The following is a 19,673-nucleotide window of genomic DNA, read 5'->3' on the forward strand; positions in this document are numbered from 1 at the left end:
CCTGGCGCGGGTTTGCGCCGGGAAAACCCTGATGGGGAATGACGCCGACGTGACGCACCATACCACGCCGCCTATTCAAGGCTTATCAAAAGGGGAGGGGCCGCATTGCGTCGGCGCAGAGGATGCCTTTCCACATGGAAGCAGTCGATGTGGAAGGCCATGGCTTCCACCAAACGCCGGTGCCGCCTACGCGCCAGCCCTCAACATGCGATTTGACTTGGACCACCCCTGCAAGCAGTGCGGCTTCACAGGCGCATCAGATGGAGCGCGGGCTTGTCATCCCGCCTCGCCATGCTGCTTGAACAGGGCAATCCCGGCGTCGGCGTCGTAGTCCTTGTGCAACTGCACCGGCGCCTCGGTCATGATCACTTGCAGCTGACGATGGACGTGCCCTTCCAGCAGCTGCCCATCGAATCTGGCGCCGTTACCGTCGCCGAGCACCACCCGGATGCGGATTTTCGGCTTGCAGTCGCGCAAGTCGACATCACCGACCAGCGATAACACCTGGGTCGGATGATTGAGCGCGTCGCGCCGGCGATCCAACTGATCCGCCTCCAGATAACCCAGCACTACGTCCTGGAACGAGCCGCTGGCGGTGAAGCGGGTGGCGCTCAGTACCTCATGGCGAGCGAAATCCTCAAGACAGGCATTCACCTCTTCACCGCTATCGAGCACGATGGACCAGGTGCGCGAGCCCTGGCCATGACGGATGAGTTGATGTTGCATGGGTGACCCCCTCCCGCGGCGACACGCTAAGTTTCGGTGTCCGAGAACGCGCATGGTCGACGTTGACGCGACAGCGGTCTGGACGCGCTGATTGCATCCTGCGCCGGGCGGAGTCATGTATGGGTGAATGACTTAGAGGAGTTATGTGGATGCTGGATGAAAGACTATTCGCGTTCCGCCAGCGCCCTGTTCACGCGTAGCGCGATCAGCGTACAGGCCACGCCTGAGAGCAAGTACAAGCTCACCGCCACCAGCCCGAAGCGGGCCGACAGCCCCAGTGCCACCAGTGGTGCGAACGCTGCTCCGATCAGCCACGCGAAATCGGACGTCAAGGCCGCACCCGTATAGCGCAGGCGGATTTCGAAGTTCGAGGTGACGCTGCCGGCAGCCTGTCCGTACGACAGGCCAAGCAAGCCGAAGCCCACGATGATGAAGGCATCTTGTGCCACCTGTCCGCCGCCCAGCAGCCAGGGCGCAAACAGGGCGAAGATGCCGATCAGCATCGCGGCCGTGCCGAGCATGGTTCGACGCCCGATGCGATCGGCGATGAAGCCGGAGGCGATCATGCCGATGATGCCAACTACCGCGCCGATCACCTCTGCCGTCAGCACATTGCCCACCGATTGGGTGGTGCCCAGCACGATCCACGAAAGCGGAAAGATCGACACCAGGTGAAACAGCGCGTAGCTGGCCAGTGCGGCGAAGGCGCCGATGAAGATGTTGTAGCCCTGACGGCGCAGCATGTCGATGATGCCGATGGGTTCCAGCTCGCGCTCTTCCATGGCGCGGGTGTATTCCTCGGTTACGACCAAGCGCAGGCGTGCAAACAGTGCCACCACGTTGATGGTGAACGCGACGTAGAAGGGATAGCGCCAGCCCCACTCGATGAAATCATCGTGGGCAAGCTCATCGTGCAGGAACAGGAACAGGCCACCAGCGATCAGGAAGCCGATCGGCGCGCTCAGCTGCCCCAGCATGGCGTACCAGCCGCGCCGCTCCGGCGGCGTGTTGAGCGCGAGCAGCGAAGGCAGGCCATCCCACGAGCCGCCCATGGCGATGCCTTGCAGAAGGCGGAAGAAGGTCAACAGGCCGATGGCCCAGCCGCTAATGACGTTGTAGCTGGGCAGAAACGCCATGCCGGCTGTCGCGCTGCCGAGCAGGAACATGGCGATGGTGAGCTTGGTGCCGCGGCTCCAGCGCCGCTGGAACGCCATGAATAGCGTGGTGCCGAGCGGGCGGACGATGAAGGCCAGTGAAAAAATCGCAAACGACAATAGCATGCCGTCCAGCGGGGTTTCGAACGGAAAGAACACCGACGGAAACACCAGCACGCAGGCGATGCCGAAGACGAAGAAATCAAAATATTCCGCGGTTCGCCCGACGATCACGCCGACGGCGATTTCGCCGGGAGCCAGGCGGGCGTGGGCATGAATGCGCCCTAGGTCTTCCGGGCTCAAGCCGGCTGGTTCGCGCTGATCCTCAAACGTACTGGACATCGTCGTTACTCGGATTAGGGAGGTGCGGCAGCCACAGCATGGCACCGTTGCGGCGTCAAGGCTAGGGAGGGGTGGCCGTATTTTTGTGATCGGCGGCGGCTGGTTTTAGAGTGCCGGCGGGACCGGCTGCTTCGGCGGTCAAATTGGGGAGGGTACAGATCGCGCAAGCCATGGCGAGAAACATCTCCTCAGACACTCCGCACACAATCATTCGTGCGGCCTAGTTGAGCGGGTCGTTTCGATCCGACTCGCTCCCCCAAATGGGGGAAGGCGCTGCAGTCATGCAGCCGGAAATTCGATGCTTGCGCATGACAGCCGCATGGCGGTCCGGCCGAAATGTCGCAGCACCTTTCAGGCGGTGATCGAACCATTTGCGTGCGGCCCATCGATCGGCGTACCTTGTCGACCAGCAGTACCCCTTCTCAATCGGTTGCGTCGGTCATGTCCATGAAGACTCTCCGCGGACTGCTATTGCTGGCCCTCACCGTGGCGCTTGCGGGCTGCCATACGGTGCTGATGTCGCCGTCCGGCGATGTCGCGCGGCAGCAACGCGATCTGATCATCACCTCGTTCGTGCTGATGCTGCTGATCGTGGTGCCGGTGATCATTGCGACGCTGGTGTTCGCCTGGCACTACCGGGCGTCCAATCAAAAGGCACACTACGATCCGAACTGGGATCACTCCACCATCGTGGAGCTGATGATCTGGTCGGCGCCGCTGCTGATCATCATCGCGTTGGGCGCGATCACCTGGGTGAGTACGCACAAGCTCGATCCGTATCGTCCGCTCGACCGCATCGCGCCAGGCCGGGTGACGCCAGTGGATGTCAAGCCGTTGGAAGTGGACGTGGTCGCGCTCGACTGGAAGTGGTTGTTCATCTATCCCGAACAGAACCTAGCGGTTGTCAACGAGATGGCGGCGCCGGTGGACCGGCCGGTCCGTTTCAACCTGACCGCCTCCACCGTGATGAACTCGTTCTTCATTCCCTCCCTGGCCGGCCAGATCTACGCCATGCCCGGCATGCAGACCACGCTGCAAGCGGTAATCAATCATCCTGGCGACTACTGGGGCATGTCCTCCAACTACAGTGGCGCCGGCTTCTCGTACATGAATTTCACCTTCCACGGCATGAGCGAAAGTGATTTCGCCAAGTGGGTGGCGCAAGCGAAAAGCCACGGTGACACGCTGGATCAAGCCACGTATGCAGCACTGCAAGCGCCGAGCGAACGCAACCCGGTGCGCTACTACGGCAGCGTGGCGCCAGGGCTGTACCACTCCATCCTCAATCGGTGCGTTCAGCCCGGCCCTACCTGCATGAACATGCTCCGCGTGCCGGAGCCCAGCGGGGGCGGTGAAGCATCCGCTTCATCCGACAGCCATGCGGCCATGCCGATGGCTCATCCACAATGAACTCAAAGCCCGGGTGCCGCGATGACTCTTCATTCTCCCGACCTCGCCAAGCTGATTTTCGGACGCCTCAGCCTGGACGATATCCCTTATCACGAGCCGATCCTGATCTTCACGTTCATCGGCGTGGCGGTGGGCGCCATCGCGGTGCTGGGCTTGGTCACCTACTACCGTAAATGGGGTTATCTGTGGAACGAGTGGTTCACCAGTGTGGACCACAAGAAGATCGGCATCATGTACATCGTGCTGGCGCTGGTCATGCTGCTGCGCGGCTTCGCCGATGCGCTGATGATGCGTGGACAGCAGGCCATCGCCTTCGGAGCCCATGAAGGCTATCTGCCGGCCTCGCACTACGACCAGATTTTCACCGCGCACGGCACGATCATGATCTTCTTCGTCGCCATGCCGTTCATCACCGGCCTGATCAATTTCGTCATGCCGTTGCAGATCGGTTCGCGCGACGTGGCTTTCCCCTTTCTCAATAATTTCAGTTATTGGATGACCGTATCCGGTGCCCTGCTGGTCATGGCGTCATTGTTCATCGGTGTCTTTGCGCGCACAGGCTGGCTGGCGTATCCGCCGCTGTCTGAGCTGCCTGCCAGCCCGGACAGCGGCGTGGACTACTGGATCTGGGGCTTACAGATAGCCGGTGTCGGCACCACTTTGTCGGGCATCAACATGATCGCCACCATCGTGAAGATGCGAGCGCCCGGCATGACCATGATGAAGATGCCGATCTTCACCTGGACGGCACTGCTGGCGAACGTGCTGATCGTGGCTGCGTTCCCCGTGCTGACGGCCACGCTGGCCTTGCTGGCGCTGGATCGCTATGCCGGTACCCACTTCTTCACCAACGATCTGGGTGGCAACTACATGATGTACATCAACCTGATCTGGGTGTGGGGACATCCGGAGGTGTACATCCTGGTGCTGCCGGCATTCGGCGTGTTTTCCGAGGTCACCTCCACTTTTTCGCGCAAGCGCCTGTTCGGCTACGCATCGATGGTGTACGCCACCGTAGTGATCGCCGTGCTGTCTTATCTGGTGTGGCTGCACCACTTCTTCACCATGGGATCGGGCGCGAGCGTCAACTCGTTCTTCGGCATCACCACCATGATCATCTCGATCCCTACGGGTGCGAAGATCTTCAACTGGATGTTCACCATGTATCGCGGCCGTATCGTGTACGACGTGGCGATGCTATGGGTGGTGGCTTTTATCATTACGTTCGTCATCGGCGGCATGACCGGCGTGCTGCTGGCGGTGCCGCCTGCGGATTTCGAGCTGCACAACAGTCTGTTCCTGATCGCACACTTCCACAACGTGATCATCGGAGGCGTGTTGTTCGGCATGTTCGCCGGCGTCAACTACTGGTTTCCCAAGGCGTTCGGCTTCCGGCTCGATCCGTTCTGGGGCAAGGTCTCGTTCTGGTTCTGGGTGATCGGTTTCTATTTTGCCTTCATGCCTCTGTACCTGCTCGGGCTGATGGGCGTGACGCGCCGCGTGCGGCACTTTGACGACCCGTCATTGCAGATATGGTTCCAGCTCGCGGCCTTCGGCGCCATCCTTATCCTGCTGGGCATTGCCGCGATGATCGTGCAATTCGCGGTGAGCATTCTGCACCGCGAAAAGTTGCGCGACAGCAGCGGCGATCCTTGGCACGGGCGCACGCTGGAATGGTCCACCGCCTCGCCGCCGCCGCCGTATAACTACGCCTTCACTCCGCAGGTGCACGACATCGATGCATGGTGGCAGATGAAACAGCACAACTGGCGCCCGCCGATGCAGGGCTTTCTGCCCATCCATATGCCGAAGAATACGGGTACCGGAGTATATCTGGCCGTACTGAGCTTCATATTTGGCTTCGCGATGGTCTGGTACATGTGGTTGATCGCGGCCATATCGTTCGTGACCCTGCTGGCGGTTGCCATCCACCACACGTTCAACTACGACCGCGATTACTACATCCCCGCCGATGAAGTGGGCCGCGTCGAAGCCGCGCGGGCCGGAGCCTGATGCCCATGTCCGATATGACCATGACCGTAAGCGGGGGCAGTGGCGCGGAAGCGACGCTGCGCTTCCATATCGCGGAAGACCATCATCCGGAAAACGCCACACTGCTGGGTTTCTGGCTGTACCTGATGAGTGATTGCCTGATCTTCGCATGCCTGTTCGCCACTTACGGCGTGCTCGGTCGCGAATATGCCGGCGGGCCATCCGCGCAGCAGGTGCTGGAATTGCCGATTGTGGCGGTGAACACCACGCTGCTGTTGCTCTCGTCAATTACCTACGGATTTGCGGTGTTGGAGATGCAGCATAATCGCCGCGGGCCGATGATGGCATGGCTTATCGTCACATGGTTCCTGGGTGCGGGCTTCATTACACTGGAATTGACCGAGTTCGCACACCTGGTGTCGATCGGCGCGGGGCCGGGACGCAGTGCTTTTCTTTCCTCGTTCTTCACCCTGGTCGGTACGCACGGATTGCATGTGACCAGTGGTTTGATCTGGATGATCGTACTGCTGGTGCAAGTAGGGAAAAAAGGACTGGTTCCTGCCAATAAGCGCCGGCTGATGTGCCTGTCGATGTTCTGGCACTTCCTCGACGTGGTGTGGGTGGGTGTCTTCAGCTTTGTTTACCTGATGGGAGTGCTGGCATGAGCGACCCTACCCAGCATGCGCATGACGATGGCCAGCATGAGCACAGCCACGATGGCGTGGACCAGATCCACGTCAGCCTCAAGGGCTACCTCACCGGGTTCGCGGCCGCGGCGTTCCTGACCCTACTTCCGTTCTGGCTGGTGATGTCCGGCGCGTTCTCCAAGACCGGACCGGCCGATGCTTTCATCCTGCTGTTGGCTGCGGTCCAGATCGTGGTGCACATGATGTACTTCCTGCATTTGAACGCGAAATCCGAGGGTGGCTGGAACATGCTGGCCCTGGTGTTCACCATCGTGCTGGTGGTAATCACGCTGAGCGGCTCGATCTGGATCATGTATCACCTCAACGAGAACATGATGCCGTCGATGATGAAGGACGTGCGCAATTTGCCGTGACACGGAGGCTGGGGTGCAAACCCCAGCATTGCCATGCATGCAACCCGCGCGATGCTGGGATTGGCGCCTCAGCCTACAAGTTGCGACCTCAAGAGGAGACTCATGCGATCATTGCCCGCATGGCTCCCCAAGAAACCTCTTCCTACGACACCTCGCGTGCCCCTCGTGGCCCGGTCGCATTGACCTTGCTGGGCCTGTTCGCACTAGCCCTGTTCATTGGGTTCGTCTCGCTTGGCAACTGGCAGGTCCACCGTCTTGCCTGGAAACGCGCGCTCATCGCCCGGGTCGACTCTCGCGTACACGCCTCGCCGGTCGCGCCACCTACACGCGATCAGTGGTCGGGTGTAACAGCCGAGCGGGACGAATACCTGCACGTCCGTCTCAGTGGCGTCTTCGTGCATGAGCAACAGACGCTGATCTGGACCGCCACCGACGAAGGCAGCGGCTACTGGGTGATGACCCCGCTGCGCACGGCTGACGGCTCTATCGTGCTGGTCAATCGCGGCTTTGCCCCTGCAGACTGGTGTGGTCGCGATGCGCATTGCCAGCCGGGGCCAGCCGGTCAGGTCACGGTGACCGGCTTGCTGCGGATGTCCGAGTTACCTGGCCTCCTTCGCCACAACGATCCGGCGCACAACAACTGGTATACGCGAGATGTAGCGGCGATCGCCGCCACGCGAGGCTTGCGTGAGGTGGCGCCGTATTTCGTCGACGCAGATGCGTCACCGGCAGGCGATGACCGTTGGCCCGCAGGCGGCAAGACGGTGATCAACTTTCCCAACAATCACCTGAGCTACCTGATCACCTGGTATCTGTTGGCGCTGATGGTGTTGGGCGCGAGTATCTATGTGGGGTATGACGAATATCGCTTGCGTCGAAATCGCAGATGACCATGTTGCCCTCGTTTGCGCACATACAGGGCGGTGACGGGTACGTGGAATAGATCAGAGCATCCCTAGGGTGCCGGTCATGCTTGCGGACCAAAAAACGTCGCGGTGAAGATCGTACTCAATACGGTCCCCGTGGCCGTATCGGACATTTCGCCGGGCATGCTCATGTTGAAATAGAGCATGCCGTCGATCAGGGCCATCATCGCCAGCGCAAGATCGGGAGCCGGTGCGGGCAGCGGCGGCTGCGCCATGCGCTGGTTGAACTGGGTGATGAAGCTGGCAATCATGTCGCGTTTTTCCAGGCACAGCGTATTCATGCGCTGGCGGAACTTGGCGTCGCGTACCGCGTGCAGTCGCGCCTCGGCCCACAATACGTAGCTGTTGTGATCGCGATAGCACTGGCCATAGAACTGAGCTAGCTGTTTTTGCAGATCCTCATTGGAAATATCCGCCTCCAGCAGCTGCTGCAAATCCTGCTGGACTTGGGCGTGATCGCTCTTGAGCAGTTCGATGAACAGGTCGGTCTTGCTCTTGAAGTTCGAATAGAACGCCCCGCGCGTATAGCCGGCATGCCCGGCGATGTCCTCGACGCTGGTGCCGGCCAGACCTTTTTTCACGATCACCGCGGCGGCTGCGTCCAATAGACGCAGGCGGGTCTGTTCGCGGCTTTCTTCTCGGGTAAGGCGTTTGCGTGGCATGGCACATGCTACCACGACCCATAGCACCTGTATCCAAATACATTGTTGTATTTAAATACCATGATGAATTAGAGTTCATGGCCGTATTCCCTAGCCCCCATCCCCAGGAGCTGTTCCATGGACCTTCCATCCTTCCCAAGGCTGCGCGGGCTGGCGCGGCCTGCCTGGCAGCCATACGCCTTGGCCATCGCGCTGGTTTCGCTGGCCGGATGCGGCCACAAGGCGCCAGAGGCGGATGCCGCCATGCCGGTCATCGCCCAGCCGGCGCAGGCGGCCGACGGCGCCGTGGCCGGCCGTTTCCCGGGTGAAGTGCATGCGCGCTACGAAATGCCGCTGTCGTTCCGGGTGGGCGGGCAATTGCTCGAACGCTACGCCGACCCAGGTGAGCGGGTGAAGCAGGGGCAGGCCCTGGCCCAGCTCGACCCTGCCGACGCGAACAAGCAGCTGGCCAATGCCAAGGCGGCCTTGGAGGCCGCGGAGCACCGACTCGAATTCGCCACCCAGCAGCACGACCGCGACGATGCGCAGTTCAAGCAGAACCTGATCAGCCAGCTGCAGTGGCAGCAGACGCAGGACAACTATGCCTCCGCCCTGGCCGGCCGTGACCAGGCGAAGCAGCAATACGAACTGGCTCAGAACCAGTTGCGCTACACCACGCTGGTGGCTGACCACGAAGGCGTCATTACCAGCCGACAGGCGGAAGTGGGGCAGGTATTGGCTGCCGGGCAGCAGGTCTTCGGTTTCGCCTGGATGGGTGAGCGGGAGGTCTATGTCGACGTGCCGGAGAGCCGTGTTGGTGGCATCGCCACCGGCCAGGCGGCGGCGTTGAGCTTGCCCGCATTGCCGGGCCGCGCTTACGCGGCTCACGTGCGCGAAATAGCGCCGGCGGCGGATGCGCAGTCGCACACGTATCTGGTCAAGCTCACCGTCGATCACGCCGATCCGCTACTGCAGCTTGGCATGACAGCGGACGTCTCCCTGCAGGCCGGCAAGGCCGCGGTTGCAGCAGTGATCATTCCGGCCACGGCCTTGTTCCATCAGGGCGAGCATCCCGCGGTGTGGGTGGTGAATCCCGGCGACTTCAAACTGGAACTGCGCCCTGTCACGGTATCGCGCTACGGCGAACGCGACGTACTGCTGGCCGCGGGCCTGAAGGCCGGTGAGCGGATCGTGATGCAGGGTGTGCACACCGTTTCCGCCGGTGAAAAGGTGACGCCGATCGCGCCGCCGCACGCCGAGGATGCGCCGCAATGAGTCACGAGGAGCGTTTCAACCTCTCCGCATGGACCCTGCGCCATCAGTCGCTGGTGTTCTTTCTGATGGGCCTGATCGCGCTGTTCGGCGTGCTTTCGTACAAGAACCTGTCGCAGTCGGAAGATCCGCCGTTCACCTTCAAGGTGATGGTGATCCAGACCTTCTGGCCCGGTGCCACCGCCAAGCAGGTGCAGGAAGAAGTCACCGATCGCATCGCGCGCAAGCTGCAGGAAACGGCCGATACCGACTTCCTGCGCAGTTATTCGCGGCCCGGCGAATCGCTGATCTTCTTCAACATCAAGGATTCGGCGCCTGCCTCGGAGGTGCCGGAAACCTGGTACCAGGTGCGCAAAAAGGTTGGCGACATCGTCGCCCAATTGCCGCAAGGCGTGCAGGGGCCGTTCTTCAACGACGAATTCGGCGACGTCTACACCAACATCTACTCGCTTGAAGGCGACGGCTATACGCCGGCGCAATTGCACGACTGTGCCGACCAGTTGCGCGTGGAATTGCTGCGCGTCGGGGGCGTAGGCAAGGTCGACTACTTCGGCGACCAGAACCAGCACATCTATATCGACGTAGCGAATGCGAGGCTGGCCAAGCTCGGCATCAGTCCCCTCCAGATCGGGCAGGCGATCAACGAGCAGAATGCGGTGGCGTCCACCGGCGTGCTGACCACGGCGGACGACCGCGTGTTCGTGCGGCCCAGCGGCCAGCTCGACGACGTCGACGCCATGGCCAACACCCTGCTGCACATCCATGGCAAGAGCATTCGTCTGGGTGACATCGCCAGCATTCGGCGCGGGTATGACGATCCGCCCAGCCAGACCGTGCGCTTCATGGGCCAGCAGGTGCTGGGCATTGGCGTGACCATGCAGCCGGGTGGCGACGTGATCCATCTAGGCAAGGCACTGGACGAAAAGATCGGCCAGTTGCAAAAACGTCTGCCTGCCGGCCTGAAGCTGTCAGAGGTCACCAGCATGCCGCATGCGGTGTCGCATTCGGTGGACGACTTCCTGGAATCGGTGGCCGAGGCAATCGCCATCGTATTGCTGGTAAGCCTGCTGAGCCTAGGGTTTCGCACCGGCATGGTGGTGGTGATCTCCATTCCGTTCGTGTTGGCCGCCACCGCGCTGTGCATGGACCTGTTCGGCATCGGCTTGCACAAAGTGTCGCTGGGTACGTTGGTGCTGGCGCTAGGGCTTTTGGTGGACGACGCCATCATTGCGGTGGAGATGATGTCGGTGAAGCTGGAGCAGGGCTGGGGTCGCGTGCGCGCGGCTGCATTCGCCTACAGCAGCACTGCATTTCCCATGCTTACCGGCACGCTGGTGACAGTATCGGGCTTCCTGCCGATCGCCTTGGCCAAGTCGAGCACCGGTGAATACACGCGCTCGATCTTCGAGGTCTCGGCGATCGCCTTGCTGGTATCGTGGTTGGCGGCCGTGATCGTGATTCCGTTGCTTGGCTATCACATGCTGCCGGAACATCACGAGCGCGCCAAACCCGGTCAGGAATGGTGGGCGCGTTTTCTTCCTCGGCGCTGGAACGAGGCGCGCGCGGCGAAAGCGGTGCAGCCCGTGCACGATGGCGAAGAGATCGAGATTTACGACACCGCGTTCTACCGCCGCTTCCGTGGCTGGCTGGACCTGTGCCTGCGTCATCGCTGGCTGGTGCTCATCTCCACGGTGGCACTGTTCGTCATCGCGCTGGCCGGCTTTGCGCTGGTGCCCAAGCAGTTCTTTCCCAGCTCCGACCGCCCGGAATTGCTGGTGGATCTACGCTTGCCGGAAGGCGCCTCGTACGCGGCGACCTTGCGTGAAACCAGTCGCTTTGAAGCGGTCTTGAAGAATCGCAAGGAAGTCGCCAATTACGTCAGCTTCGTCGGCAGCGGCGCGCCGCGCTTCTATCTGCCGTTGGACCAGCAGCTGGCCCAGCCCAACTTCGCGCAATTCGTGATCACGGCGAAGGACGTGAAGCAGCGCGAGTCCTTGGCCGCTTATTTGGACGGCGAACTGAAGCATGACTTCAGCGCCGTGCGCACCCGCGTCAGTCGGCTGGAGAACGGCCCGCCGGTGGGCTTCCCGGTGCAATTTCGCGTGGAAGGCGACGACATCGCGATCGTACGCAGCATTGCCGAACAGGTGGCGGGCGTGATGCGCGCCAACCCGGATACCCGCAACGTCCAATTCGATTGGGACGAGCCGGCGGAGCGTTCGGTGCGCTTCGACGTGGACCAGTTCAAGGCGCGGCAACTGGGCCTTACCTCCAAAGACATCGCTGACTTCCTTGCGATGAATCTGTCGGGTACCACAGTGACGCAGTTGCGGGAGCGCGACAAGCTGATTGCGGTGGATCTGCGCAGCGAAAAGGGTGACCGCATCCATCCCGACCAGATCGAGCGCCTGGCGATACCAACCAGCGGCGGTACAGCCATTCCGCTCGCACAACTCGGAAAGGTCAGCTACGGCCTCGAATACGGTGTGATCTGGGAGCGCGATCGGCAACCGTCGATCACCGTGCAGGCGGATACCCGTAGCGGTGCACAAGGTCTGGATGTCACCAATGCGGTCGACAAGAACCTCGCCGATATCCGCGCCCATCTACCAGTGGGCTATCGCGTGGAAGTGGGCGGTTCGGTGGAACAGAACGAAAAGGCGCAGACTTCGGTCAATGTGCAGATGCCGGTGCTGCTGGTCGCCGTGCTGGTGCTCCTGATGGTTCAGCTGCAAAGCATCGGCCGCACCTTCATGGTAGTGCTCACCGCGCCGTTGGGCTTGATTGGCGTAGTGCTCGCGCTGTTGTTGCTGCATCAGCCGTATGGATTCGTGGCAATGCTCGGCACCATAGCCATGTTCGGCATCATCATGCGCAATTCGGTGATCCTGGTTGACCAGATCGAGCAGGACATCCGTGCCGGGCACGCCCGCTGGGAGGCGATCGTCGGTGCCACTGTGCGCCGCTTCCGCCCTATCACCTTGACGGCTGCCGCGGCGGTGCTGGCGCTGATTCCGCTCCTGCGCAGCAACTTCTTCGGACCGATGGCCACGGCCCTGATGGGCGGCATCACCGTTGCGACCGTACTCACGCTGTTCTATTTGCCTGCGCTGTACGCGACCTGGTTCCGTGTGCGCGCCGATGAACCCGCCAGGGAGCCGGAGGTCGCCGTATGAGGCCCGCAAACGTCTTGATACCCGCCGTACGCACGACGACCCTGGCGGCAGCACTGTTGTTGGCCGGATGTGCCTTCGCGCCGCCCGCCAAGCCGCCAGCCTCGCCCTCTCCGGAGCACTACACCGTCGAGGCGCTGCCTGCGGGGACCGCCAAGGTGGACGGCGTATCGCAGCATTACAGCCTGGGCGGACGTCCAGTGCCGGAGTGGTGGCGCGAATACCGCAACGACACGCTCAACGCCTGGGTGGAAGAGGGCTTGCGCAACAATCCTTCCCTCGCAGCGACGAAGCACACGCTGGAGTCGGCGCATCAGTTGCTGCGTGCGCAGGTCGGTGCAACGATGCTGCCGTCGCTGGATGCGCAAGCCCAGAGCAGCCGGCAACGCAGCCTGGGTTCTCCGGTCTTCGGGCCACCCACCAATCTGTACGATGTTTACGCGGGACAGCTTGCGCTCAGCTACAACTTCGATGTTTTCGGCGCGACGCGACACGGCATCGAACAAACGGCGGCGCAGGTGGATCAGCAATCATATGAGTTCGATGCCGCCAAGCGCACGTTGGCAGCCAATATCGTGATCGCGGCGATCAACGCGGCCTCCCTGGAGGAGCAGGTCCGCACCACCGAGCGGCTTTCCAAGCTGGCGAACGACCAGGCCAGCCTCACGGAACGTCAGTATCGACTTGGCGCGGCGTCGCAAGACGATGCGCTGAGTCTGCGCCAGCAAGCCGCGAGCATCGGCACATCGTTGCCACCTCTGCGTGCGCAGGCTGAAAAGGCGAGGCACGCTTTGGCAGTATTGCTGGGTCGCACGCCTGACCAGGCACCTGGAAATCTCATGCTGGCGGATCTGCATCTGCCGGAAAGCGTGCCGGTAAGCGTGCCTTCCGACCTGCTGCGGCAACGGCCGGACGTGCTGGCCGCGGAGGCGGCGGTGCATGCGGCTTCCGCCCAGGTAGGCGTGGCAACGGCGAACCTGTTTCCGCATATTTCACTGTCCGCATCGATCGGCACCGAAGGGTTCAAGCCCTCAAGCCTATTCACCAGCGCCGGTTCGGTATGGGGTGCGGGGCTTGCGCTCACCCAACCGATTTTCCACGGCGGCGAGCTGATCGCGAAACGCAAGGCAGCCATTGCCAGTTACAACGCGGCGATCGCGGACTATCAGCAGACGGTGTTGAATGCATTCCGGGATGTGGCTGACACGCTGACCGCGTTGAATCAGGACGCCGCGACCCTGCAGGCGGCGCAGGAGGCGGCCGGGGCTGCGGAGCAATCGTTCGCCCATGCCGACGCGCGCTATCGCCTGGGCGGGGTCTCCTACCCTTCGTTGGTACTGACCGAACAGCATTGGCAGAGCGCAAGGCTGACCGAGATTCAGGCCAGGGCGGGGCGGTTGGCCGATACGGCAGCGCTGTTTCAGGCGATGGGGACCCCTCAGTCGCCGACGCTTGCGGAGAACTTGCGGCACTGACGCTGGCCTGCCCATTGGCCGCGGTACTCCGGCCTGCCCCGGACTTGGTCCGCGGGCGGGGGAGGGGGCGGCTTGCGGTCGGCCTCAGTGTGGCGACGAGGCCAGGGAAGCCCTCCCTCCAGGGGCGGATGCGGCGGAGGTCGGCTCGGGCTTGCCTAGCGCATTTCAAAATCCCAAGGCTGAAACGTCTACCTGGAGAACAACGCCTGTTTTCCCGATGGAACGAACACCTTGAACAAGCCAAACCGCCCCCCTGCCGGCGTCCTCGGCATCGGTCTCGAAGCCTTTCTGCCGCCTGGTGCCTATACGCCTGAACTGCGTCGACCGCGTGTCTCATCGCCCGTCGACAGGTCTCGTGTTGCCGTAAACGACGCGATGCAATCGGGCGGATTGGTGAACCTGCTCGATTCGTTGCGCCATCGCCAGGACTGGACGGGCCCCTGGTACAAGCGCGGCGTCACGGCGCTGAAGTACGTCGCGCGCAGCCTATGCTTGGCGGCGCAGCACCAGCGCTTCCTGGCGTTGATCGCCGCCGATCCGGTGATGCGCGCCTACCGGCGGCGCGATCCTCGCCTGCTGGAGCGGCACATGCATCGCTACGTCAATGCGCATTGGCATCGGCGTGATCGTCTTTCGTATCTGCTGCAGCACTACCGATTTGCGAAAGCGCATTTGCCGTCGGGCTTGTACGAACTGGTCTATGCCCAGGGCCATGCGAGTTTAGGAAGCCTTGTCGCCAAGGATGGCTCCCTGCTGACGCTGTGCCTGCGGCCGCCGATCTACAAGGGCTGCGAAGGCGAACTTTGCCTGCAACTGTGCGACGCAAACGAAGTGCCGCTCTACAGTATCGTTTTCACGATTGCGGACGAGCAGCCGACGCTGATGATCGGTTGCCTGCAGGGACCGAAGGGCGAAAATGCGAGGGACGTGGTACGCGAACTTACGCGCAACCTGCACGGGATGCGACCCAAGCAGCTGATGCTGTCGCTGGTGTATACCTTTGCGCAACGCTACGGCATCGAGCGGGTGGTGGCGATCAGCAACGAGGCTCATCCACTGCGCCGTAGCGGCCGCCCGCTGTTCTCCGATTACGACGCGTTCTGGGATGAGCAACGCGGCCAGCGTATCGGCGGTGGCTGGTATGCGCTGCCAACCTCACTGACGCACAAGTCGGAAGCAGAGGTGCCGAGCAACCATCGCGCCGCATTCCGTCGTCGCGAAGCCTTGCGGCGGGATGCCGAGCAATTGCTGGTGAATGCCCTCGCGCAGCCATTGCCCACGTTCAGCAACAGCCACCTACAGGCGTCACGCATGACATTCCCGGTTTATGGCAGGCTCTAGCGGTCCATAAAGGGTATGAACGCCGTGACGTTATCGGTGCATGTGAGCGACATCGAAAGGCTGTTTCGCGAGCACAATCGCGCGCTGATCGCCTTTCTGCAGTGCCGTCTCAATTCGCTGTCGGATGCGCAGGAAGTCGCGCAGGAAGCGTATTTGCGCATGCTGACCATGGACGATCGCGAGCAGGTCGATTCGCTGCGCGGCTACTTGTTCAAGGTAGCGGGCAATCTCGCCATCGATCGCCTGCGCAAGCGCAAAGTGCGCAGCGATTTCGCAGCGGTGCAGTCGCAGGACGAACCGATGGACGAATATCGGCCAGATCATCACGCCATGGCAGTGGAACAAGTGGCAGGGGTCCGCCAGGCCTTGAGTGAGTTGCCGGCCAAGACGAGTCAGGCGTTCGTGATGCATGTAATCGAGGGGCGTGACTTCAGCCATGTCGCGCAGACCATGAAACTGAGTGAGCGCATGGTGCGCTATCACGTCGCCAACGCACTGGCTCGCTGCCGCGCGTATGTCGACGGGAAGGAGGGACCGTGAGGTTCAATGAGCAACAGGATCCTGTCTTACGGGCGGCCGCTGATTGGTGGGTGCGCTTGCGTGCAGCCGGCGCCGACGGCGAAGTGATAGAGCAGTGGCTGGCGTGGACGGGCGAGGATGAGCGGAACCTGCAAGCGTTCGAGCGCATGAACGAGCTGGCCGAACGCCTAGGCACGCTCGACAAGGTGTCGCGCCAGGGATTGATACGCGCCTTTGTACGTTTCGCGCCCACACCTGTGCCTGCGCTGCGGCGTTGGTTTCCGCTGGCGGCAGCTGCGTCGATCGCTGCAGTCGTGCTGTCCGGCGCTCTCTATATCGGCTGGACGCACTTTGCCGCAGATGTGGCCACCCAGGTGGTCTACCAGAGCGGCGTGGCGCAGAATCGCGAATTCAGCCTGCCGGATGGCACGAAAGTGGCGCTGGGCGCGGCATCCAGGCTGAGCGTGAAGTACAGCAACGCTCAGCGCAGCGTCGAAGTGTCTGATGGTGAAGCCTACTTCGAGGTGGTGCACGATAATCAACGGCCCTTCGTGGTGACGGTCGGCAATATGACGGTGCGCGATATCGGCACTGCCTTCGACGTCCGCCGCACGGGGGGACGTGTAACGATTGCGGTGACGCAAGGGCGCGTGGCGATTGCTGACCAGCGGCTTCAAGCCAGGCCGCACAATACGCTGGAGGCCATCGCGGGCCAGCGCGTGTCCTACGACCCGGATGCTTCGAGGCTGCTAGTCGATATCGAGGCGCCGGCGCAGGCAACGGCCTGGCGCCATAACCGCCTGGAATTCATCGATGAACCGCTGGGGGTGGTGATCGCCAACCTGAACCGCTACGCCGGCAGACCCGTGCGGGTCGCAGATGCCGATCTCAATGCGCTGACTTATACCGGCACCATCCGTACCGATGCCATCGACGACTGGGTGGGTGCCTTGCCGCAGGTGTTTCCGTTGCGGGTAAGCAAGGAAGCAAACGGAGTGGTGCTGTCCGATCCCAAGCACGCCTTCCGATAAGTGCCTGCTCCCTGACCCAGCCGCGCAAGCCGTCAGGCAAGTCCTGCATGACATGTAGGGGATGTATGGCTTGTAGGTGATGCCAACTGACGGGCAGCATGTCACACTCATGATTTCGCGCGGAGTTGACGCAGGTCATGAGGCGGTTTGCCTGGTTGCCGGCTTACGGCTACCTGACGATGGGGGTGGTTGCCTGGACGGCAGGCGTGGTGCCTTTGCATGCGGCGGAGCAATCGGCCGGCGTGCGTTTCGACATCCCTGCACAATCGCTTGCCACCGCGTTGATCGCGTTTGGCAAGCAGGCCAACGTGCAGGTACTTACTGCCGGACAGACGGTGGAAGCCTTGCGTTCGCACACGGTGGACGACACGTTGGCCCCGGATGCAGCGCTGGCGCGCCTGCTTGAAGGTACGAACATGAGCTTCACGTTCGTCGACAAGCGCACGGTGGTGGTGAAGCCTTCTGCGTTGGCTTCCGCCCCACTGCCCAAACGCTCACCTTCGGCGGAAACGACGACCACTTTGCTGCCACCCATCCAGGCCATCGGGCTGGTAGGCAGGGATGCGGAGTTCATGGCCGATGTCAGCGGCGGACCTGGGCGCATGCTGTCCGATCCGCTCGACGTGCCGCAATCGGTCAGCGTCGTCACGCAAAGCCTGCTGCAATCGGAGCAAGTGCAGACCATCGCCGACGCGATTCGCAACGTGGCCGGTGCGCAGTACGTGGACGGTACGGGCGGGCTGCCGATCTTCGGGGTGCGAGGGTTCGTCGCCGGCAACGGTATGACGGACGGCATGTCCAACCACATCCTGGGCGTGGGCGACTATCCACCGATGATCGGGGTGGAACGTGTCGAGGTGCCGAAGGGGCCGCAGGCCATACTTGGCGATACCTCAGCCAACAACAATTTTGGTGGCCTGATCAATGTCATACTGAAAAAACCGCAGAGCGACCCGATTCACCGGCTCACGTTTTCCGTGGGGGAGCATGGCGAAAAGCAGCTCGGACTGGATCTGGCTGGCCCGCTGGATGCCAACAAGTCGCTGACCTATCGCCTGATAGTGAATGGCGATGTGGCTGACCGCACGCCGCAAGGCATGCGTGGGCAGCGCAATCGCTACGTGGCACCGTCGATTGGCTGGTCCACGCCGAACACCACGTTCATCGCCGGCCTGTCCTGGATGATGAACCGCATGCCCATTCCCGACCATACGGTGCTGCTTGGTACGAGCCTAGGCACGGCATCGCCGGCGGGTTTGTTGTTGGACAATCCGAACGATCACACTTCGGTGGAAACGCGGCGGCTGTTCTACATGCTCGAGCACCGCTTCAACGACACCTGGACGTTCCGCAGCCGTGCACAATACGTTCGAGAGTCGATGGATCTGCAGCGCTGGGTGATGGTAAACACCCAGCCTTCCGGCGACCTCACGGCAGTGGCACAACAGGTTCGGTCATCGGACACGTATTACACGCTGCAGAACGACCTGGTGGCTGACTTCGGGCGCGGCTGGATGCAGCACACGGTGATGCTGGGCTTCGACTATTCGCGCATCCAGGTAGGCAGCAGCATCGATGCGTTCGGTAATGGCGGCTTGGGCATGCCCTACAACATCTTCACGGGTGGAGCGCTGCCAACGCCAGTCTCGCAGTTGTCGCCTGACGATTACGCCAACGGCTATTCCTCGGGCAATCCGTGGAGGACGGAAAGCGGGCTGTTTCTGCAGGACCAGATTCATTTCGGCGACCGCCTGCAAGCCTTGCTGGCATGGCGCCGCACCAGCTATCGACTGGATACCACTCATCCCGACGGCACACCGTGGAATTTGCACAGGGTCCGTTGGGTGCCCAACTTCGGCCTGGTGTACAAGCTGACTCCCGACATCTCCCTGTACGCGAATACATCGAATGGCTTCCAGGCGTATACGGACCTCGGCAACAACGGCCGCCCGCTGCCGCCGTCGCTGTCGCGCCAGATCGAAACCGGCACGAAGCTCGATCTGTTCCAGCACCGCGCACGCCTGACAGTGGCTGCCTATCGCATCATGCTCGATCACAGCTACGATCAGAACTCGTCACAGCCTCCGTACCCCATTGTGGCCGGACCGGGGCAGTCCAACCAGGGCTTCGAGATCGAGTTCAGCGGGCGGGTGGCGCCGGGCTTGGACCTCAGCAGCGCTTACACGCGCGCGTCGGTGCGCAACAATGACGGTACGCCAGCCACGGGACAGTCGCGGCAGCTCTTCAACCTATGGGCGAGCTACCGTTTCCAGAACGGTTTGTTGCACGGTTTCGGCGCGGCGGGCGGTGTGGCGGCGCGCGGGCGCAGCCTTGGGCAGCTATCCAGTGGCGACACTATCGATATTCCGGGACAGGCGCGGGTGGATATGAATGTGTTCTACCGGGCTCGACGCTGGAGTGTCACGTTGGGCGTAAAGAACCTGCTGGACAGGCATTTATACAGTCCGTACAGCCCGACGTTCAATGAAACCTTTTTGCCGCTGGATAGCTTTGTGCCGTTGGATAGACATCGGACGTATTTGTTGAGCGGAACGGTCGATTTTTAGTTCGTCGCCAACGCCTTTTTTTCCCGCTGGATGAAAGGCGCCCC

At 61.9% G+C, this 19,673-nt stretch carries 15 protein-coding genes; 12 read left to right on the forward strand and 3 right to left on the reverse strand.

Annotation, left to right across the window (positions count from 1 at the left end):
• Positions 1-276: 276 nt before the first annotated feature.
• Both EKH80_RS15505 and EKH80_RS15510 read right to left on the reverse strand, forming a co-directional pair.
• Positions 277-726 (reverse strand): PPC domain-containing DNA-binding protein, encoded by a 450-nt coding sequence (locus tag EKH80_RS15505; protein WP_158628852.1) that lies wholly within the window; start codon positions 724-726, stop codon positions 277-279.
• Positions 727-890: 164 nt separating this feature from the next.
• Positions 891-2,222, reverse strand: a complete 1,332-nt coding sequence (locus tag EKH80_RS15510) for an MFS transporter (protein WP_126685691.1) — start codon at positions 2,220-2,222, stop codon at positions 891-893.
• A 447-nt stretch (positions 2,223-2,669) separates the two neighbouring features.
• On the opposite strand from EKH80_RS15510, the gene cyoA reads away from it, so the two are divergent.
• The 5 genes from cyoA to EKH80_RS15535 all read left to right on the forward strand — a co-directional run bounded on the left by cyoA (position 2,670) and on the right by EKH80_RS15535 (position 7,574).
• On the forward strand, positions 2,670-3,632 hold the full coding sequence (cyoA, locus tag EKH80_RS15515; protein ID WP_126685692.1) for a ubiquinol oxidase subunit II: 963 nt from the start codon (positions 2,670-2,672) through the stop codon (positions 3,630-3,632).
• A 21-nt stretch (positions 3,633-3,653) separates the two neighbouring features.
• Positions 3,654-5,645 (forward strand): cytochrome o ubiquinol oxidase subunit I, encoded by a 1,992-nt coding sequence (gene cyoB / locus EKH80_RS15520; protein ID WP_126685693.1) that lies wholly within the window; start codon positions 3,654-3,656, stop codon positions 5,643-5,645.
• Positions 5,646-5,659: 14 nt separating this feature from the next.
• Positions 5,660-6,289: a cytochrome o ubiquinol oxidase subunit III gene (cyoC, locus tag EKH80_RS15525; RefSeq protein WP_484481971.1), complete on the forward strand. Its 630-nt coding sequence runs from the start codon at positions 5,660-5,662 to the stop codon at positions 6,287-6,289.
• On the forward strand, positions 6,286-6,684 hold the full coding sequence (gene cyoD, locus EKH80_RS15530; protein WP_126685695.1) for a cytochrome o ubiquinol oxidase subunit IV: 399 nt from the start codon (positions 6,286-6,288) through the stop codon (positions 6,682-6,684). Before cyoC ends, cyoD begins: the two co-directional genes overlap by 4 nt.
• Positions 6,685-6,803: 119 nt before the next feature.
• Positions 6,804-7,574: an SURF1 family protein gene (locus EKH80_RS15535; RefSeq protein WP_126685696.1), complete on the forward strand. Its 771-nt coding sequence runs from the start codon at positions 6,804-6,806 to the stop codon at positions 7,572-7,574.
• 77 nt (positions 7,575-7,651) lie between these two features.
• Here EKH80_RS15535 and EKH80_RS15540 read toward each other — a convergent pair whose 3' ends face one another.
• Positions 7,652-8,272, reverse strand: coding sequence for a TetR/AcrR family transcriptional regulator (locus tag EKH80_RS15540; RefSeq protein ID WP_126685697.1), 621 nt, complete (start codon positions 8,270-8,272; stop codon positions 7,652-7,654).
• A gap of 117 nt (positions 8,273-8,389) precedes the next feature.
• Between EKH80_RS15540 and EKH80_RS15545 the strand changes: the two genes are divergently transcribed.
• The 7 genes from EKH80_RS15545 (at position 8,390) to EKH80_RS15575 (ending at position 19,629) form a co-directional block, all read left to right on the forward strand.
• Positions 8,390-9,526, forward strand: coding sequence for an efflux RND transporter periplasmic adaptor subunit (locus tag EKH80_RS15545; protein ID WP_126685698.1), 1,137 nt, complete (start codon positions 8,390-8,392; stop codon positions 9,524-9,526).
• Positions 9,523-12,699, forward strand: a complete 3,177-nt coding sequence (locus EKH80_RS15550; protein ID WP_126685699.1) for an efflux RND transporter permease subunit — start codon at positions 9,523-9,525, stop codon at positions 12,697-12,699. The genes EKH80_RS15545 and EKH80_RS15550 overlap by 4 nt, the downstream gene beginning before the upstream one ends.
• The gene (locus EKH80_RS15555; protein WP_126685700.1) at positions 12,696-14,171 is read left to right on the forward strand and encodes an efflux transporter outer membrane subunit; all 1,476 of its coding nucleotides are present in this window, start codon (positions 12,696-12,698) and stop codon (positions 14,169-14,171) included. The genes EKH80_RS15550 and EKH80_RS15555 overlap by 4 nt, the downstream gene beginning before the upstream one ends.
• 231 nt (positions 14,172-14,402) lie before the next feature.
• Positions 14,403-15,512 carry a VirK/YbjX family protein gene (locus EKH80_RS15560; RefSeq protein WP_126685701.1) on the forward strand — a complete coding sequence of 370 codons (1,110 nt, stop codon included), beginning with the start codon at positions 14,403-14,405 and terminating at the stop codon, positions 15,510-15,512.
• Positions 15,513-15,527: 15 nt separating this feature from the next.
• Positions 15,528-16,052 carry an RNA polymerase sigma factor gene (locus tag EKH80_RS15565; protein ID WP_126685702.1) on the forward strand — a complete coding sequence of 175 codons (525 nt, stop codon included), beginning with the start codon at positions 15,528-15,530 and terminating at the stop codon, positions 16,050-16,052.
• Positions 16,049-17,062, forward strand: coding sequence for a FecR family protein (locus EKH80_RS15570; protein WP_126685703.1), 1,014 nt, complete (start codon positions 16,049-16,051; stop codon positions 17,060-17,062). The genes EKH80_RS15565 and EKH80_RS15570 overlap by 4 nt, the downstream gene beginning before the upstream one ends.
• Positions 17,063-17,199: 137 nt before the next feature.
• Positions 17,200-19,629 (forward strand): TonB-dependent siderophore receptor, encoded by a 2,430-nt coding sequence (locus tag EKH80_RS15575; RefSeq protein WP_126685704.1) that lies wholly within the window; start codon positions 17,200-17,202, stop codon positions 19,627-19,629.
• The last annotated feature ends 44 nt before the right edge of the window (positions 19,630-19,673 follow it).

It is taken from the genome of Dyella choica (genome assembly GCF_003977665.1).
Taxonomy (GTDB): Bacteria; Pseudomonadota; Gammaproteobacteria; order Xanthomonadales; family Rhodanobacteraceae; genus Dyella_B; species Dyella_B choica.

Coding starts and splice junctions, on each gene's coding strand:
- cyoD (WP_126685695.1), top strand. CDS start 6,286: ATGAGCGACCCTACCCAGCATGCGCATGACGATGGCCAGCATGAGCAC.
- EKH80_RS15535 (WP_126685696.1), top strand. CDS start 6,804: ATGGCTCCCCAAGAAACCTCTTCCTACGACACCTCGCGTGCCCCTCGT.
- cyoC (WP_484481971.1), top strand. CDS start 5,660: ATGACCATGACCGTAAGCGGGGGCAGTGGCGCGGAAGCGACGCTGCGC.
- EKH80_RS15575 (WP_126685704.1), top strand. CDS start 17,200: ATGAGGCGGTTTGCCTGGTTGCCGGCTTACGGCTACCTGACGATGGGG.
- EKH80_RS15510 (WP_126685691.1), bottom strand. CDS start 2,222: ATGTCCAGTACGTTTGAGGATCAGCGCGAACCAGCCGGCTTGAGCCCG.
- EKH80_RS15550 (WP_126685699.1), top strand. CDS start 9,523: ATGAGTCACGAGGAGCGTTTCAACCTCTCCGCATGGACCCTGCGCCAT.
- cyoA (WP_126685692.1), top strand. CDS start 2,670: ATGAAGACTCTCCGCGGACTGCTATTGCTGGCCCTCACCGTGGCGCTT.
- EKH80_RS15505 (WP_158628852.1), bottom strand. CDS start 726: ATGCAACATCAACTCATCCGTCATGGCCAGGGCTCGCGCACCTGGTCC.
- cyoB (WP_126685693.1), top strand. CDS start 3,654: ATGACTCTTCATTCTCCCGACCTCGCCAAGCTGATTTTCGGACGCCTC.
- EKH80_RS15540 (WP_126685697.1), bottom strand. CDS start 8,272: ATGCCACGCAAACGCCTTACCCGAGAAGAAAGCCGCGAACAGACCCGC.
- EKH80_RS15565 (WP_126685702.1), top strand. CDS start 15,528: ATGAACGCCGTGACGTTATCGGTGCATGTGAGCGACATCGAAAGGCTG.
- EKH80_RS15555 (WP_126685700.1), top strand. CDS start 12,696: ATGAGGCCCGCAAACGTCTTGATACCCGCCGTACGCACGACGACCCTG.
- EKH80_RS15545 (WP_126685698.1), top strand. CDS start 8,390: ATGGACCTTCCATCCTTCCCAAGGCTGCGCGGGCTGGCGCGGCCTGCC.